This is a genomic window from Rhizobium sp. BK619, from assembly GCF_014195245.1.
GTDB lineage: Bacteria > Pseudomonadota > Alphaproteobacteria > Rhizobiales > Rhizobiaceae > Rhizobium > Rhizobium acidisoli.
The window spans coordinates 139,520-155,118 of the sequence record NZ_JACIBH010000005.1 but is presented as its reverse complement, the minus strand read 5'-3'; the positions used below and the strand labels follow the sequence as shown (position 1 = coordinate 155,118).

The 15,599-nt window shown below is 62.0% G+C and carries 15 protein-coding genes; 6 read left to right on the top strand and 9 right to left on the bottom strand.

What is annotated here, in order from left to right:
- The first annotated feature begins 287 nt into the window (after positions 1-287).
- From rpsD to FHX14_RS11070, 5 genes are all read left to right on the top strand, one after another.
- The gene (gene rpsD, locus FHX14_RS11090) at positions 288-905 is read left to right on the top strand and encodes a 30S ribosomal protein S4 (protein WP_003586216.1); all 618 of its coding nucleotides are present in this window, start codon (positions 288-290) and stop codon (positions 903-905) included.
- Positions 906-977: 72 nt separating this feature from the next.
- Positions 978-1,907: a glutaminase gene (locus tag FHX14_RS11085; RefSeq protein WP_097628594.1), complete on the top strand. Its 930-nt coding sequence runs from the start codon at positions 978-980 to the stop codon at positions 1,905-1,907.
- Between the two features lie 57 nt (positions 1,908-1,964).
- The gene (ttcA, locus tag FHX14_RS11080; RefSeq protein ID WP_184377127.1) at positions 1,965-2,837 is read left to right on the top strand and encodes a tRNA 2-thiocytidine(32) synthetase TtcA; all 873 of its coding nucleotides are present in this window, start codon (positions 1,965-1,967) and stop codon (positions 2,835-2,837) included.
- Between the two features lie 46 nt (positions 2,838-2,883).
- Positions 2,884-3,711 (top strand): inositol monophosphatase, encoded by an 828-nt coding sequence (locus FHX14_RS11075; RefSeq protein WP_184377126.1) that lies wholly within the window; start codon positions 2,884-2,886, stop codon positions 3,709-3,711.
- Positions 3,712-3,751: 40 nt separating this feature from the next.
- Entirely contained in the window at positions 3,752-4,576 is an 825-nt protein-coding gene (locus tag FHX14_RS11070; RefSeq protein WP_184377125.1) for an inositol monophosphatase family protein, read from the top strand.
- Between the two features lie 124 nt (positions 4,577-4,700).
- On the opposite strand, the gene FHX14_RS11065 is transcribed toward FHX14_RS11070, so the two are convergent.
- The 5 genes from FHX14_RS11065 to FHX14_RS11045 form a co-directional block, all read right to left on the bottom strand.
- The gene (locus FHX14_RS11065) at positions 4,701-5,981 is read right to left on the bottom strand and encodes a multidrug effflux MFS transporter (RefSeq protein WP_184377124.1); all 1,281 of its coding nucleotides are present in this window, start codon (positions 5,979-5,981) and stop codon (positions 4,701-4,703) included.
- A gap of 53 nt (positions 5,982-6,034) precedes the next feature.
- On the bottom strand, positions 6,035-7,240 hold the full coding sequence (locus tag FHX14_RS11060; RefSeq protein ID WP_003586229.1) for a multidrug effflux MFS transporter: 1,206 nt from the start codon (positions 7,238-7,240) through the stop codon (positions 6,035-6,037).
- Between the two features lie 138 nt (positions 7,241-7,378).
- Positions 7,379-7,714 (bottom strand): Grx4 family monothiol glutaredoxin, encoded by a 336-nt coding sequence (gene grxD, locus FHX14_RS11055; RefSeq protein WP_003586231.1) that lies wholly within the window; start codon positions 7,712-7,714, stop codon positions 7,379-7,381.
- 143 nt (positions 7,715-7,857) lie between these two features.
- Complete coding sequence (locus FHX14_RS11050; RefSeq protein ID WP_184377123.1) at positions 7,858-8,679, bottom strand: c-type cytochrome; 822 nt, start codon at positions 8,677-8,679, stop codon at positions 7,858-7,860.
- 167 nt (positions 8,680-8,846) lie between these two features.
- Positions 8,847-9,092, bottom strand: coding sequence for a hypothetical protein (locus tag FHX14_RS11045; protein WP_184377122.1), 246 nt, complete (start codon positions 9,090-9,092; stop codon positions 8,847-8,849).
- Positions 9,093-9,256: 164 nt separating this feature from the next.
- On the opposite strand from FHX14_RS11045, the gene FHX14_RS11040 reads away from it, so the two are divergent.
- Entirely contained in the window at positions 9,257-10,435 is a 1,179-nt protein-coding gene (locus tag FHX14_RS11040) for a hypothetical protein (RefSeq protein ID WP_184377121.1), read from the top strand.
- A 337-nt stretch (positions 10,436-10,772) separates the two neighbouring features.
- Here the strand turns inward: FHX14_RS11040 and FHX14_RS11035 are convergent, their stop codons facing one another.
- The 4 genes from FHX14_RS11035 to FHX14_RS11020 all read right to left on the bottom strand — a co-directional run bounded on the left by FHX14_RS11035 (position 10,773) and on the right by FHX14_RS11020 (position 15,547).
- Positions 10,773-11,006 carry a BolA family transcriptional regulator gene (locus FHX14_RS11035; RefSeq protein ID WP_003586236.1) on the bottom strand — a complete coding sequence of 78 codons (234 nt, stop codon included), beginning with the start codon at positions 11,004-11,006 and terminating at the stop codon, positions 10,773-10,775.
- Between the two features lie 19 nt (positions 11,007-11,025).
- Positions 11,026-13,257: a phosphoribosylformylglycinamidine synthase subunit PurL gene (gene purL / locus FHX14_RS11030; RefSeq protein WP_184377120.1), complete on the bottom strand. Its 2,232-nt coding sequence runs from the start codon at positions 13,255-13,257 to the stop codon at positions 11,026-11,028.
- A 170-nt stretch (positions 13,258-13,427) separates the two neighbouring features.
- A complete protein-coding gene (locus FHX14_RS11025; RefSeq protein WP_012557805.1) occupies positions 13,428-14,006 on the bottom strand; it encodes an acyloxyacyl hydrolase in 579 nt (192 codons plus the stop codon).
- 122 nt (positions 14,007-14,128) lie between these two features.
- Positions 14,129-15,547, bottom strand: coding sequence for a PLP-dependent aminotransferase family protein (locus tag FHX14_RS11020; RefSeq protein ID WP_012557804.1), 1,419 nt, complete (start codon positions 15,545-15,547; stop codon positions 14,129-14,131).
- Positions 15,548-15,599 lie beyond the last annotated feature (52 nt).

The window sequence follows — 15,599 nt, the reverse complement described above, 5'->3', positions numbered from 1 at the left end:
TAAAATCTGAATCCTGTTCTCAATTAAAGAGTTAGAGCACGATGCCGAAAACCGCCTACACTTTTCGGCATCATGCTCTAGCGCAGTTGACATTTTCATGACGGGCCTCTAAAGACCGCGCCAAGCACCGGGCAGCAATGTCCGGTGTTTCATTTGACATGTCCCGTGGATCGTTTCTGTTCGCGTAACCGAAACATCCTGTCAGATCTCGGCAGAGATCAGAGGAGGGCGTGTTTCCTTTGCGCGGTTTGGCAACAAACCGGCATAAACCTTTGAAAGGAAATGCGATGAGCAAGCGCGAATCGTCCAAGTACAAAATTGACCGCCGTATGGGTGAAAACATCTGGGGCCGTCCGAAGTCCCCGGTGAACCGCCGCGAATACGGCCCGGGCCAGCACGGCCAGCGCCGCAAGGGCAAGCTTTCCGACTTCGGTGTGCAGCTGCGCGCCAAGCAGAAGCTCAAGGGCTACTACGGCGACCTGCGCGAAAAGCAGTTCCGTGCGATCTTCGCTGAAGCCGACCGCCGCAAGGGCGACACTTCCGAAAACCTGATCGGCCTGCTGGAATCGCGCCTAGACGCGATCGTCTATCGCGCCAAGTTCGTTCCGACGGTCTTTGCTGCCCGTCAGTTCGTCAACCATGGCCACGTCACCGTCAACGGCGTGCGCGTCAACATCGGTTCGTACCGCTGCAAGGCCGGCGACGTCATCGAAGTTCGCGAGAAGTCGAAGCAGCTGGTGATCGTTCTGGAAGCCGTCAGCCTCGCCGAGCGCGACGTTCCTGATTATATCGAAGTCGATCACAACAAGATGGTCGCCACCTTCGGCCGCGTTCCGACGCTCAGCGACGTTCCGTTCCCGGTCGTCATGGAACCGCATCTGGTCGTCGAATTCTATTCGCGTTAATAGACACCAGGCGTTTTCGCTTATGGAAAAGCCGCTCTTTCGGGCGGCTTTTTTGTTATCCGGAGAGAAGCGATGGCGGATCTGCAGGCAATCCTCGATAGTATCCATACCGATATCCTGCCGCGCATCGGCGAGGGCAAGGTCGCCGATTATATTCCCGAGCTTGCCAAGGTCGATCCACGGCAGTTCGGCATGGCGATCGTCACCGTCGACGGCAAGGTCTACCGTGTCGGCGATGCCGACATTGCCTTCTCGATCCAGAGCATCTCCAAGGTCTTCATGCTGACCTTGGCGCTCGGCAAGGTCGGCGAGGGCCTCTGGAAGCGCGTCGGGCGAGAACCGTCGGGATCGGCGTTCAATTCCATCGTCCAGCTCGAGCATGAGAGCGGCATCCCGCGCAATCCCTTCATCAATGCCGGCGCGATCGCCGTCAGCGATGTCGTCATGGCCGGCCATGCGCCGCGCGAGGCGATCGGCGAATTGCTGCGCTTCGTGCGTTATCTCGCCGACGACGAATCGATCACCATCGATGACAAGGTGGCGCGCTCGGAAACGCAGACGGGATATCGCAATGTCGCGCTTGCCAACTTCATGCGCGCCTACCGCAATCTCGATCATCCGGTCGACCACGTGCTCGGCGTCTATTTCCATCAATGCGCGCTGTCGATGAGCTGCGAGCAGCTGGCCCGCGCCGGGCTGTTCCTGGCGGCCCGCGGCAGCAATCCGATGACGGGCCATTCGGTGGTCTCGCCGAAGCGGGCACGGCGCATCAATGCGCTGATGCTGACCTGCGGCCATTACGACGGCTCGGGCGATTTTGCCTATCATGTCGGCCTGCCCGGCAAGAGCGGTGTGGGCGGCGGCATCTTCGCGGTTGCGCCCGGTATCGCCTCGATCGCCGTCTGGTCGCCGGGCTTGAACAAGGTCGGCAATTCGCAGCTCGGGGCCGTGGCGCTGGAAATGCTGGCGGCACGCACGGGCTGGTCGGTTTTCGGCGATTGACGCTGTGTTGGCGAACTCGTTTCTGCTAAGGCAGACAGACCTCGATAGGACGACGCAATGAATATCGCAGCCAATATTGCGGATGATCTGGAAAGCGGCGATGCCAACGGCAGCGTCGGCCATGCGCTTTTTGCGGATGCTCCGCGTTCGGTCTCCTTCAACAAGCTGCGCAAACGGCTGCTCAGGCAGGTGCGCCAGGCCTTCGACGATTTCGATATGCTGAAGGGGCAAAAGCGCTGGCTGGTCGGCCTTTCCGGCGGCAAGGATTCCTACGGACTGCTGGCGCTGCTGCTCGATCTGCAGTGGCGCGGGCTGCTGCCGGTCGAGCTTGTTGCCTGCAATCTCGACCAGGGGCAGCCGAACTTTCCAAAACATGTATTGCCGGATTATCTGACCAGAATCGGCGTTCGGCATCGGATCGAATATCGGGATACCTATTCGATCGTGAAGGAGAAGGTGCCGGAGGGGGCGACCTATTGCTCGCTCTGTTCGCGGCTGCGCCGTGGCAATCTTTACCGCGTCGCCCGGGAAGAGGGCTGCGATGCGCTGGTGCTCGGCCACCACCGCGAGGACATTCTCGAGACCTTCTTCATGAATTTCTTCCACGGCGGGCGGCTTGCCTCCATGCCGGCGAAGCTTCTGAACGACGAGGGTGACCTGATGGTGCTGCGGCCGCTTGCCTATGCCGCCGAGGACGACCTCGCAAAGTTTGCCGCCGCCATGCAGTTCCCGATCATCCCCTGCGATCTCTGCGGCTCGCAGGACGGGCTGCAGCGCAATGCGATGAAGGATATGCTCGCCGATATCGAGCGGCGCATGCCGGGCCGCAAGGACACGATGCTGCGGGCGCTTTCGCATGTGAACCCGTCGCATCTGCTCGATCCGAAACTCTTCGACTTTTCCACCCTTGCTGTCACCGATCCTTCATGAAAATCCGGCTAAGCAGCGGGCTATTGTATGAAGCGCAGGAATTCGCATGACCATTTCAGATCAGGATATTCTCTTTCTCGGCGATTGCGTGAAGGAGGCGGCGCGCGCGGAAATCATGCCGCGGTTCCGCAATCTCGGCGCCGCCGACGTTTCGGAAAAGACCTCGGCAATCGACGTGGTGACGCAGGCCGATCTGCTCGCCGAACACCGGATCACCGCGGCGCTGAAAGAGCGCTTTCCCGCAGCCCTCGTCGTGGGCGAGGAAGCCTATGACGCCGACCGGTCCGTCGTGCCGGCCCTTGCCGATGCCGAGCTTGCCTTCGTCATCGACCCTGTCGACGGCACCTTCAATTTTGCCGCCGGGCTTCCCGTCTTCGGGACGATGCTCGCGGCCACCGTCAGGGGCGAGACGGTCGCCGGCATCATTTACGATCCCGTTCTCGGCGACACCGTGACGGCGATCAAAGGGGCGGGTGCCTTCCTGACGCGGCAGGACGGGCAATCGAGCAGACTGAGGGTCGCTGAGCCTGCCGCCTTGAACCAGATGGTCGGCGGCATCTCTTGGGGCCATATGGACGACCCGGACCGCTCGCGCATTGCAGCCAACATGGCGAAGATCCGGATGACCTTCGCCTTCAACTGCTCGGCCTATGAATATTGGATGGTCGCCTCCGGCAAACTGCATTTCATCGGCCATGCGAAGCTGATGCCCTGGGATCACCTGGCCGGCGTGCTCGCGCATCAGGAGGCCGGCGGCTATACGGCGAAATTCGACGGCACGCCCTATCGCCCCGGCGAGACGACGGGCGGCATCATCTCCGCACCCGACAAAGAAAGCTGGCAACTGATCCGGCGGGAGATCATCGGCATCTGATTTGGGCCCTTAGCGAGAGGCCGGACCGAAAGGATTTGACATGACTGCGACTGTCGACGTGACCGTTCTTGCCGATCTCTTGCGCCGTGCGGCGAAGGCGGAGATCCTGCCGCGCTTCCGCCGGCTTGGCGAGAATGACGTGCGCGCCAAGAGCGAGGCGACCGATCTCGTCACCGAGGCCGACGAGCAGGCCGAGCGGATGATCAAGGCGGAAGCAGAGCGGCTTTGGCCGCAGGCGCTTTTTGTCGGCGAAGAAACGGTCGCAGCCGAGCCGGCATTGCTCGGCAGGCTCGCAGATGCCGATCTCGCCATCGTCGTCGACCCGGTCGACGGCACGTTCAATTTCGCCGCCGGCATCCCGGCCTTTGGTGTCATGGCCTCGGTCATTTCAGGCGGCGAGACTGTTGCCGGCATCATCTACGATCCGATGGGCGATGACTGGGTGATGGCGGAAAAGGGAGCCGGCGCCTGGCTGCGGCGGCCGGATGGCGAAGCACGGCGGCTGCGCGCGGCCGAGCCTGTCGCGCTCGACCAGATGGTCGGCATGGCCTCGACAGGCTACCTGCCGCAGGAGAAGCGGGCCGAGATCCTCGGCAATCTCGCCAAGGTCCGCTTCCTCACCAACTACCGTTGCGCCGCCCATGAATACCGCACCCTTGCCGGCGGCCATGTGCATTACCTGATGTACAACAAGCTGATGCCCTGGGATCATCTGGCCGGTACGCTGATCTCGCAGGAAGCCGGCGCTTATGCCGCCCGTTTCGACGGCTCGCCCTACCTGCCGCATCATCTCGATGGCGGGCTGCTGGTTGCGCCCGACAAGGCCTCGTGGGACGTGCTGCGCCGTGAGGTCGTCACGGTCTAAGTCAGATTCCGCTTACGGGGCTCTCGTGCCCGCCCTCGTGGTTCGAGACGGCCCTTCGGGCCTCCTCACCATGAGGGCTCTCTTTGCCGTAGCACCTCTTCTCACGCAGGCGCGACGTTCAGTATCAGAAATGGGCGGCGCCCGGATCGAGCTGCGGGCTGTCGCCGGGATGGGTGAAGAGCTTGCCGTTCTCAGCCCAAAGAGTGGCTGCGATCGTCACCAGACCGAAGAGTGCAAAGCCGCCGAAGAGCGGCTGCACCGTGCCGTTGAACATCTGGCCGACCAGGCCGCCGAGAATGGCGCCTGCTGTCGTCGAGACGAAGCCGGTGACGGCGGTTGCTGTGCCGGCGAGATTGCCCATCGGCTCGAGGCTGATTGCGGTAAAATTGGTGGCGATGACGGCAAACATCATCAGCACGATGGTGAAGATGCTGTAAGCGACGGTGAAATCCGGCTTGCCGGCCATTGCGATGACGAAACCCAGAGCCGACAGCGCGGTGAAGATCAGCAAAGCGGCGTGCGAAATAAGGCGCATGCCGAATTTTCGGACGAAGAAACCGTTGGCGAAATTGGCGACGGCGATGCCGCCGGCAGTGGCGGCAAAGGCGATCGGCAGCCAATCGCCAAGGCCATAGACCTCGCCGAAGACCTGCTGCACCGAGATCACATAGGCGCTGATGACGCCGGTGAACATGGTGAGGCCGATCATGTAGCCGCAGGTGATGCGGTTGGTAAGCACGGTCTTGAAGCCATCCACGACGGAGCCGACCGACAGCGGCAGGCGCTCTTCCGGCGGCAGCGATTCCTTCAGCCGCAGAAGCGCCCAGACGAACAGGATGGTGGCGGTGACGCCGAGCAGGATGAAGATCCAGTGCCAATTGGCATAAAGGATGATCAGCTGGCCGACGGACGGGGCGACGATCGGCACGATCATGAAGACGATCATGACATAGGACATGACACGGGCCATCTCGCGGCCGCCGAAGCAGTCGCGGACGATGGCCATGGTGGTGATGCGCACGGCGGCACCGCCTACGCCCTGAACGAAACGCATGATGAGCAGCATTTCGAAGCTGCCGGTTGCTGCGGCGGCAAACATGCCGATCACGTAGCAAACCAGGCCACCGAGCAGGATGTTGCGGCGGCCAAACGTATCCGACAGGCTGCCGAAGAATATCTGCGAGACGCCGAAGCCCAGAAAAAACACGCCGATGATCAGCTGCGCATCATTGGTATTGGTGACGCCAAGGGAATGGCCGATATTGGGCAATGCCGGCAGCATGCTGTCGATGGCCATGGCGATGCTGGCGGTCATGATGGCGATGGTGACGACGAACTCGCCGAAACCCATGCCGATGCGACGGGAGCCCTGGTTTTCCTGGTGCGGTTTATGCGGCGGCGTCATGTGGTGAAATCCTGGATGCGGAGGAGGTAGGCCGTTCAGAGGAGGTGGGCCGTTCAGACGGCCGGGTTCTGCTGTTGGAAGAGGCGGCCCTTTTCGGCGATCAGCACGAAGATCAGCCCGATGATCGACACGATGAAATAACCGGCGACCATCGGCAGCGCCGTACCATCGAAAGCCTGGCCGATGCCGGCGCCGATGAGGGCGCCGCCGACCGTGCTCATGAAGCCGAGGACGGAGGAGGCGGTGCCGGCGACGTGGCCGAGCGGCTCCATGGCGAGCGAGTTGAAGTTCGAGCCGATCCAGCCGAACTGGAACATGGCAAGGCCGAAGAAGGAGATGAACAGAGCGAAAGGCATCGGCTCGGAACTCGCCATCTGGACGATCAGCCAGATGGTGTTGATGGTGATGAAACCGATGAGCGAGCCGTGCGACAGGCGGCGCATGCCGAGCTTGCCGACGAAGCGTGAGTTGAAGAAGGACGACAGCGACATGAAGATCGCCACGCCGGCAAAGGCGAAGGGGAAATAGACGCCGAGATCGTAAATGCCGACATAGACCTGCTGGGCCGAATTGATGAAGCCGAACAGCGCGCCGAAGATGAAGGTGCTGGCGATGGTATAGCAAAGCGCGATGCGATTGGTCAGCACCAGCTTGAAGGCGCCGAAGATCGAGCGGGCGGTGAAGGGGCGGACATTCTGTGGATGCAGGGTTTCCGGCAGGCGGATGTAAGCCCAGACGGCGATTGCAATCGCCATGGCGGCGATGAAGAGGAAGATCAGGTGCCAGTTGCCGAAGAACATGACGATCTGGCCGGTGCCTGGAGCAATCACCGGCACGATCATGAAGACCATCATGATCAGCGACATGACTTCGGCCATCTGTCGGCCGCCATAGATGTCGCGGACAATGGAGACGGTGATGACGCGGGTTGCCGCCGAACCGATGCCCTGGACAAAGCGCAGCGCAAGCAAGCCTGCGAAGGTGGGGACGAAGACGATACTGATGGCGGAGAGAATGTAGATGACGAGACCGATCAAGAGCGGCGTGCGGCGGCCGAAGCGGTCAGACAGCGGCCCGTAGAACAACTGCGCACAACCGAAGCCGAGCAGATAGGTGGAAACGACGAACTGGCGATGATTTTCGCTCTCGACGCCGAGGCTCGCGCCGATCTGCTGCAAAGCCGGCAGCATGATATCGATCGCCAGAGAGTTGACGGCCATCAGGAAGGCGGCGAGCGCGATAAATTCTCGCTTGCCCATGGGCAGGCGGCCCGCGGACACGGCTTGTGATGAATCTGTCACAATGAAATTCCCATAAACAGGCTAAGGCGCTGCTAGCCGCAGCGCCTCGGTCTCAAGATTACAGATTTGGAAACCGGGCGGACGCCCGGTGACCGGTCAGGCGGCGCCGCGCACGGTGATGCCGTTTTCCTGGAGATGCTGCTGCAGCTCACCGGCCTGGAACATTTCCCGGACGATATCGCAGCCGCCGACAAACTCACCCTTGATGTAGAGCTGCGGGATCGTCGGCCAGTTGGAATATTCCTTGATCCCTTGGCGGATCTCCGAATCGGCGAGCACGTTGACGCCTTTGTAGTCGACACCGATATAATCGAGAATCTGCACGACCTGTCCGGAGAAACCGCACTGCGGAAACTGCGGCGTGCCCTTCATGAAGAGGACGACGTCGTTGCTCTTGATTTCGTTGTCGATGAATTCGTGAATGCCGCTCATAGGACCTGATCCTTTCAACAGGCGGGTTAAAGGCCCGCCGTTTCAATCGTTGCCTTTAGATAGCATGCGACGGCAGGAATTCCAGCCGCCCCAACCAAAAAAAGACAATTTGGTCAGACCACTCCGGCATTGTTGCCGTCGCGTTACGGTTGGCGAGTGAGATAGGCCTGAATCTGTTCGATTTCGATATCCGTGAAATGGCGGAAATCCCATTGCGAAACCTGCGTCATCACGCCGAGATCACGGCCTCCAACACCCTTGCCGGTCCGCAGCAGCGTCTTGAAATCCGCAGCCGAATAGGATTGCGCCAGGGGCTTCAGCGCCGGGGCGAGAAAAGCTTCGGACTGCTTTGCCGTGTCGAGATTGTGACAATGGCGGCAGTCGGTTCTGAAGGCATATTCACCGATATCGGCCGGGCGCGTGGCGGCGGGGGTGATGGCGGCCGGCACCAGATCGGCCTCGAAGGGAATCTTGTCGAGCGCCAGCCCCACTCGGCCGAGCGGTCCCCATTGCGTCCCTCCGGCCACGGCGTCGGGAAGCTGCTTCAGGCTGCGCAGCCAGGCGATGAGTGCCGCCATGTCGTCGTCGGTGATATTGGCGAAATTGCCGGCCGGCATGATGACGGCGCCGGTGCCGTCCTTCTTGACGCCATGGCGGATGAGACGCACGAGTTCGGCGTCGTTATACATGGGCACCAGGCGGGTCAGGTTCGGCGCGACGATGCGACCGACGCCCGGCTCGTCGAGCAGGATGTTGCCGGCATCGTGATGACAGCCGCCGCACATCAGCGTGCGGGCCCGGCGTTCGGCTTCCTCAGCGGGCAGCGTCGTCTTGACGGCAAAATCGGCGGCCGCGACCTCATAGATCCTGGAAAGGCGCATCTCCGACAAGGCGTAGATGCCGGCAATGGCGATAAGACAGATCGCGACCAGCGCCGCGAAGACGATTTTTAGAATGCGTTTCATCGGTCCAGGCCCCCCAAAAACCTTGTGGAGGCAGATGTGCCGCGCTCCATCCTGACAGTCTGTTGACATCGGCATAGGCGGGCGCCGGCTTTTGTTGCCGCGGCATCGAGCCGGCGCGGGATATGGAAATCTGCAAGATCGGCGCCGGCAAAGGCACCAACTGCCAGCTAGCTGCGGCGCTGGCGGCTGCGGCCGGCGGCGGTGCGGCGCTTGCTGACCTGTTTGCGGGCGGGCTTGCCCGCAGCCGTCTTGCGGGCGGTCGAGGCTGGCTTGTTCGCTGCAGCCGTTGTCGACGAACTGCGCGTTTTACGCTTCTTGCGCTTCGTCGTGGCGCGGCCGGTGGTCTTCTTGAGGATTTCCTTCAGCACGCTGTCGACGACGCCTGATATCAATTCTTTGACTAGATCGGCCACAAAACCCCTCCGTTCGTGGTGGAAACGACATGCCTGCTATTGAATTCCGGAAGAGTTCGGTTAGCAAGACGGCTTCGAGACCAGGACTGCTTTTTTGCCGATATTTGCGGCGGAGCAGTCGGATCGCAGCAACATGCCGGCCATTTGCCCGGCTGGAAGGTGGAATGAAACTGATCGAGACGCGGGTCGTCGTGCATTTCCCCGGCTTCGAACCGCTCGATGGCGCCGCCCACAGGGCGCGCTACGAGCGTTCTGCCAAACAGAGCGCTGCCGTCTGGGGCTATTCGGTTGAGGTGGGGGCGCCTACGGTGGGAAACGATCCGCTCAGTTTCGAGGTCGCGACGGGCGGTGGCGACGCGGCGCCCGCGGCAGCCGGTTCCCCCGGCTGGCAGACGAAGAGCCGGATCCACATGGTCGATCACGACGTGTTGGTAAGCCGGCTGCGCAGCGGCAATACGTTAAGCCAGATCATTGCGGGTTTCCGCAGTTGCGCCCAGATCATGACGGACGGCGGCATGCGCGGATATTTCCGCCACGCCTGGCGCTTCGGCCTGTTCTTCCTCTTCCCGTTCCTGCTGACGGCGCTGGCGATTGCGCTGACGGCGCAGATCGCCATCTTGCCCTATAGTCTCGGCTTGGCGCCCTGGCACATGCTCTGGAGTGGGCCGCTGGCGTTCTGCTTCTTCATCTTCGCCTTCCTGCCGTTTTCCGAACGCTTTCACACGCTGCATCTTTTTGCCGATTGGAAAATGGCGGTCGCGCTCGGCCGCATGGACCGGGCCGATTTCAACAACTGGCTGGAAGATCGGGCCGCTGCCGTGCGCAAGGCGCTGACCGAGGAGGCGGACGAATATGTGATCTCCTCGCACAGCATGGGATCGAGCGTTGCCGCCCATGTCATCGGCATATTGCTGGAAAGGGAGCCGGAGATCTTCAAGGGCAAACGCGTGGTGTTCGCCACCCTCGGCAGCGCTATCCTGCAATGTGCGCTGCTGTCGTCGGCGACGCTGCTTCGCGCCCGCGTCGGGCTGATCGCCCGCTGTCCGCAGATTTCCTGGCTCGACGTGCAGTGCCTGACGGATTCGATCAATTTCTACAAGGTGCCGGTCGTCGCCGTTGCCGGCCATGCCGATGCACCTGCGGCAAAGATGATCCTGATCCGCGTCAAGCAGATGCTGACGCGCGAGCGCTACCACCGGATCCGCAGGGACCAACTGCGCGTCCACCGGCAATATGTGCTGGGGCCCGATCTCAAGGCGCCCTTCGATTTTACGCTGATGACGTCGGGTCCGATGCCGGCCTTGGTGTTTGCGAGTGCGGATGAGAAGAGGATGCCGGGGTGAGGGGCGGGGTTATCTGCGGGGCTTGCTCTGCTAACTGCGTGGCATCCGCGGATAGCGGGATGGATCCTCGGCTCAAGGCCGAGGATGACGGAGAGCGGGGTTGGCGCGCCGCCAAACTCGCTGTCGGCACACTGGGAGAATGCGTCGGATATTGGTCAGGGCGGATAGTTTACCTGTGCGCCAAGCTCCGTATGCGGGAGGCTTCTTTGCGTTTGGCGGAGCACTAACCCCGCACTCCGTCATCCTCGGCCTTGAGCCGAGGATCCACGCCCGGTTGATGGGCGTGCGATGGCCCGCCGTCTCGCGGCCGGTGGAGCATTCCAATACCGACAAAACCCTATTCCGGCGCCGAGGTCTGCAGCGCCAGCGCGTGCAGGACGCCGCCCATATTGCCCTTCAGCGCTTCGTAGACCATCTGGTGCTGCTGCACGCGGCTCTTGCCGCGGAAAACTTCGGCGACGACTTCGGCGGCGTAGTGATCGCCATCGCCCGCCAGATCGCGGATCGTCACCTTGGCACCGGGAATCCCAGCCTTGATCATGTCTTCGATATCGCCGGGTTTCATGGCCATGATCGTTACTCCTTGCGCATCATTCCGCAGCCAGTTCGCCGCGGCCTTCCATGAAATCAGGGAACCACGATTCATGGGCATCGCGCAATTGCTGAATCGGCAGCGAGATGAGATCGCCAACGGTAAGCGCTGTCCCCCCGACCGTGCCGAGACGGCGGAAGGGAACGCCCGCACCTTCGGCATTGGCGCAGAGGAAATCGGCGACATCGGCCGGGACGGTCAGCACGTAGCGCGCCTGATCCTCACCGAAGAGCAGTGCATGCGGCGCACCCTTGCCTTCGCCGAGATCGATCGCCAGACCCTTGTCCGATGCCATGACCATTTCGGCAAGCGCGACGGCAAGGCCGCCCGAGGAAATATCGTGGCAGGCGGTCGCCTGGCCGTTGCGGATGACGGAACGGACGAAATCGCCGTTGCGGCGCTCGGCAAACAGATCCACCTCGGGGGCGGGGCCTTCGCGGCTGTCGAGCACATCGCGCAGATAGACCGACTGGCCGAGATGGCTGCCGTCGACGCCGATCATGATCACCTTGTCGCCGTCGTTGGCAGCACCGATGCGGGCCATCTTGCGCCAATCCGGCAGCAGGCCGACGCCTGCAATCGTCGGGGTCGGCAGGATGGCGACGCCGTTGGTCTCGTTGTAGAGCGAGACGTTGCCTGAGACGATCGGGAAGTCGAGCGCCCGGCAGGCCTCGCCGATGCCCTTCACCGCCTGGACGAACTGGCCCATGATCTCGGGCTTTTCGGGATTGCCGAAGTTCAGATTGTCGGTGGCGGCGAGCGGCTCGGCGCCGGTTGCGGTGATGTTACGCCAGCATTCGGCGACCGCCTGCTTGCCGCCTTCGAACGGATCGGCCTCGACATAACGCGGCGTCACGTCGGAGGAGAAGGCGAGCGCCTTGCTCGGATGGCCGTCGACGCGCACGACGCCGGCATCGCCGCCCGGAAGTTGCAGCGAATTGCCCTGGATCAGCGTGTCATATTGCTCATAGACCCAGCGGCGGCTCGACTGGTTGGCGGAGCCGACGAGTTGCAGCAGCGCCTGACCATAATCCTTGGGGGCGGCGACGAGATTGGCAGGCAGCGGAGCCTGTTTGCCCGGCTCGCGCCAGGGGCGATCATATTCCGGCGCCTGGTCGCCGAGATCCTTGATCGGCAGGTTGGCGACTTCCTCGCCCTGGTGCATGACGCGGAAGCGCAGATCGTCCGTGGTCTTGCCGACGATGGCGAAGTCGAGGCCCCATTTGACGAAGATCGCCTTGGCTTCCTGTTCCTTTTCCGGCTGCAGCACCATGAGCATGCGCTCCTGGCTTTCCGACAGCATCATTTCATAGGCGGTCATGCGCTCTTCACGCACCGGCACCTTGTCGAGTTCGAGCAGGATGCCGAGATCGCCCTTGGCGCCCATTTCGACTGCCGAGCAGGTGAGGCCGGCCGCACCCATATCCTGGATGGCGATGACGGCGCCGGTCTGCATCAACTCGAGGCAGGCTTCGAGCAGGCATTTTTCGGTGAAGGGGTCGCCGACCTGAACGGTCGGGCGCTTTTCCTCGATTGATTCGTCGAATTCGGCCGAAGCCATGGTCGCGCCGCCGACGCCGTCGCGGCCGGTCTTGGCGCCGAGATAAACGACCGGAAGGCCGACGCCCTTGGCCTCGGAGAGGAAGATGGCATTGGATTTGGCGATGCCGGCGGCAAAGGCGTTGACGAGGATGTTGCCGTTGTAGCGTGCATCGAACTCGACTTCGCCACCGACTGTCGGCACGCCGAAGGAATTGCCGTAACCGCCGACGCCGGAGACGACGCCCGAGACGAGGTGGCGGGTCTTCGGATGATCAGGGTCGCCGAAGCGCAGCGCGTTCATCGCGGCAATCGGACGCGCACCCATGGTGAAGACGTCGCGCAGGATGCCACCGACGCCGGTCGCAGCCCCCTGGTAAGGCTCGATATAGGAGGGATGGTTGTGGCTCTCCATCTTGAAGACGACGCAATCGCCGTCATCGATATCGACCACGCCGGCATTTTCGCCGGGGCCCTGGATGACGCGCGGCCCCTTGGTCGGCAGCGTTCGCAGCCATCTCTTCGAGGATTTATAGGAGCAGTGCTCGTTCCACATGGCCGAGAAGATGCCGAGCTCGGTGAAAGTCGGTTCGCGGCCGATCAGATCCAGAATGCGCTGATACTCGTCCGGCTTCAGGCCATGGCCCGCAATGAGTTCCGGCGTGATCGGGATGGTGTTTGGAATGGTCATGAGCGGAAAGTCCCTGGCGCGTTTTGCGCTGTCTTTAGCTTATGTAGCGGCCGCGCGCGACAGAAAAAAGCCAGCCATCAACACAGTGAACTGACCCCCGAAAGTTGGACACCCAACTTCGGGGTCAGTTCACAGGGGCAGGCAGGTTCTTTTCTCAAAGCGGCAATCGGTCAGAACTTGTAGCCGACCTGCAGCCCGGCGCGTGTCATGCCGTCGTTCGGGCCGTCGCAGAGATTGGCATGCGAGGAGTGGGCGATCTGGGCCATCACGTTCCAATGCGGGGTGAAACGGTAGCCGGCCCCGGCATATTCGTGGAAGAGAACGCGGCAGCCGAGTTCCGGGCCGTCACCATCGCCTTCGAGATCGCCGGTATGGATGACGCCGCCGAAGCCGGCTTCGGCAAAGAGCTTCTCGTTGAAATCGACTGTCCAGGTGAAGCCCGTGAAGAATTGGCTGGCCTCGCCTGATGTGCCGATCGAAGTGCCGAGATGGACGCGGGGATGCAGTAGCTGCTGCTGCCAGCCCACGGCAGACTCGTAGCCGAAAGGATCGAAAAAAGCGGTGATCTCGGGGAAGACGCCGTCTTCTCTGGAATGGCCGGATTGCACCGAAGTCGAGAGGCCGAAACGCAGTTCGTCGAATATCTGCTCGCCGGCATTGGCCGAACCTGCCGCCAAGGTGCCGGCTACCACTGCCACTGAAGCCCTACTCAAAAAACGCAACGCGATTCTTCCGAAGTCGACCCTCATCTGCTGTCCTTTGATTCGCGTCAGGCGGGAATAACAAAGAGGTAGCATGGAGGTTCGGTCGGTAAAGCACCGCGAATAGGCCCCGGCGGTTTTTCGGATTTATGACGTGTATTTGCAACACCTCATATTTCGCCGTCATAGGCGGAGCCGCCGTTTTCCAGCAGCCGGCGCAGGATCATCAGGCCGGAGACCAGTTCCTGTTCCGACTTCGGCGAGGAGAAGCCGATGCGAACGCGGTGATAGATTTTCTCGCCACGCGCCGCCTTGAACTCGTCCTCGTCATCGACCAGCACGCCATCGCGGTAAGCGGCGTTCTTGAAAGTGCCGGACATCCATGGCTCCGGCAGTTTCAGCCAGAGGAACGGCGCGTGCGGGTGCGATTGGAAATCGAAGCCTTGCAGTTGTTCGCGGGCAAGCCGGACGCGCCGCGAGAGTTCTTCGACACTCTGCTTGCGGATCGCGTGCGCCGTGCCGCTTTCGACGAGACGCGCGCAGGTTTCCGCCAGGATGAAGGGCAGGCCACCGGTGATCATCCTGTGCGTCACCCTGATGCGCTGGGCAAAATGCGGCGGGCAGGCGACCCAGCCGCCGCGCACGCCGGCGGCGACGGATTTCGACAGGCCGCTGACGAGGAAGGTGCGATCGGGTGCAAGCGAGGCGATGAGCGGTGTGTCATCGTCGGCCATGCCGCCGTAGAGATCGTCCTCGATCAGCCAGACGCCGTGCTTCCTGGCGATTGCCGCGATTGCCGCACGCCGTTCATAGGGCATGATCGTCACGGTGGGATTGTGGATGGTCGGCATCAGGAAGGCAAGCTTCGGATGCTGCTGCTGACAGAGCCGCTCGAAATCCTCCGGGATCATGCCGTGTTCATCGGAATCGACCGTCAGCGTGCGGCGGCCGAGCAGGCGGGCGCTGCGGCTGACCTGCGTGTAGGTGAGGTCCTCGAAGACGATCTTGTCGCCCGGGGCCGAGACGGCGGCGATGACGGCGACCGCGGCCGCGTGGGCGCCGAGTGTCGGCACGATGTTTTCGGCTTCCGGCGTCCAGCCGCTGCGAGCAAGCCAACGGCGGCCCGCCTCGAACCAGTTGCCCGGAAAACTCCGGGAATAGGAGGAGATTTCGGCAAGATGCTCCTCACCGATCTCGGACAGGATGCCCGCTATGATCTTGCCCTGGCCGAGGTCGGGAGCGGCGGTGGTGTCGAAACGGATCTTATTTGCCGGCGCATCGCGGAGGCGGGTGCTTCCAAGCGAAACCGTCAACGGGTCGGCCTGTTCACCGGGCGGCGTCTCCGAGCGGTTCAGCACATAGGTGCCGCGCCCGACCTCGCCGGCGACCAGGCCGCGCTCGTGCACCAGCGCATAGGCGCGGCCGATCGTGCCGATTGTCACCCCGATATCGTAAGCGAGATTGCGCTGCGGCGGCAATTTGCTGCCGGCGGGCAGGGCGCCGCTCGATATGGCGGATTCGATGCTGTCGGCGAGCCGGAGATAGACCGGCCCGGAGCCGCGGGAAAGATCAGGAAGCCAATTTGTCATGGTGACAATTGTCTATATTGTCACATTGTCCCTGTCAAGATTAAGAGTCAAT

Bases quoted from the DNA above. Each gene is read 5' to 3' on its own strand.
- FHX14_RS11025 (WP_012557805.1), bottom strand. From the start codon at position 14,006: ATGAGGGTCGACTTCGGAAGAATCGCGTTGCGTTTTTTGAGTAGGGCT.
- FHX14_RS11035 (WP_003586236.1), bottom strand. From the start codon at position 11,006: ATGGCCATGAAACCCGGCGATATCGAAGACATGATCAAGGCTGGGATT.
- purL (WP_184377120.1), bottom strand. From the start codon at position 13,257: ATGACCATTCCAAACACCATCCCGATCACGCCGGAACTCATTGCGGGC.
- FHX14_RS11020 (WP_012557804.1), bottom strand. From the start codon at position 15,547: ATGACAAATTGGCTTCCTGATCTTTCCCGCGGCTCCGGGCCGGTCTAT.
- FHX14_RS11040 (WP_184377121.1), top strand. From the start codon at position 9,257: ATGAAACTGATCGAGACGCGGGTCGTCGTGCATTTCCCCGGCTTCGAA.
- FHX14_RS11065 (WP_184377124.1), bottom strand. From the start codon at position 5,981: ATGACGCCGCCGCATAAACCGCACCAGGAAAACCAGGGCTCCCGTCGC.
- FHX14_RS11060 (WP_003586229.1), bottom strand. From the start codon at position 7,240: ATGGGCAAGCGAGAATTTATCGCGCTCGCCGCCTTCCTGATGGCCGTC.
- FHX14_RS11050 (WP_184377123.1), bottom strand. From the start codon at position 8,679: ATGAAACGCATTCTAAAAATCGTCTTCGCGGCGCTGGTCGCGATCTGT.
- FHX14_RS11075 (WP_184377126.1), top strand. From the start codon at position 2,884: ATGACCATTTCAGATCAGGATATTCTCTTTCTCGGCGATTGCGTGAAG.
- grxD (WP_003586231.1), bottom strand. From the start codon at position 7,714: ATGAGCGGCATTCACGAATTCATCGACAACGAAATCAAGAGCAACGAC.
- FHX14_RS11085 (WP_097628594.1), top strand. From the start codon at position 978: ATGGCGGATCTGCAGGCAATCCTCGATAGTATCCATACCGATATCCTG.
- ttcA (WP_184377127.1), top strand. From the start codon at position 1,965: ATGAATATCGCAGCCAATATTGCGGATGATCTGGAAAGCGGCGATGCC.
- rpsD (WP_003586216.1), top strand. From the start codon at position 288: ATGAGCAAGCGCGAATCGTCCAAGTACAAAATTGACCGCCGTATGGGT.
- FHX14_RS11070 (WP_184377125.1), top strand. From the start codon at position 3,752: ATGACTGCGACTGTCGACGTGACCGTTCTTGCCGATCTCTTGCGCCGT.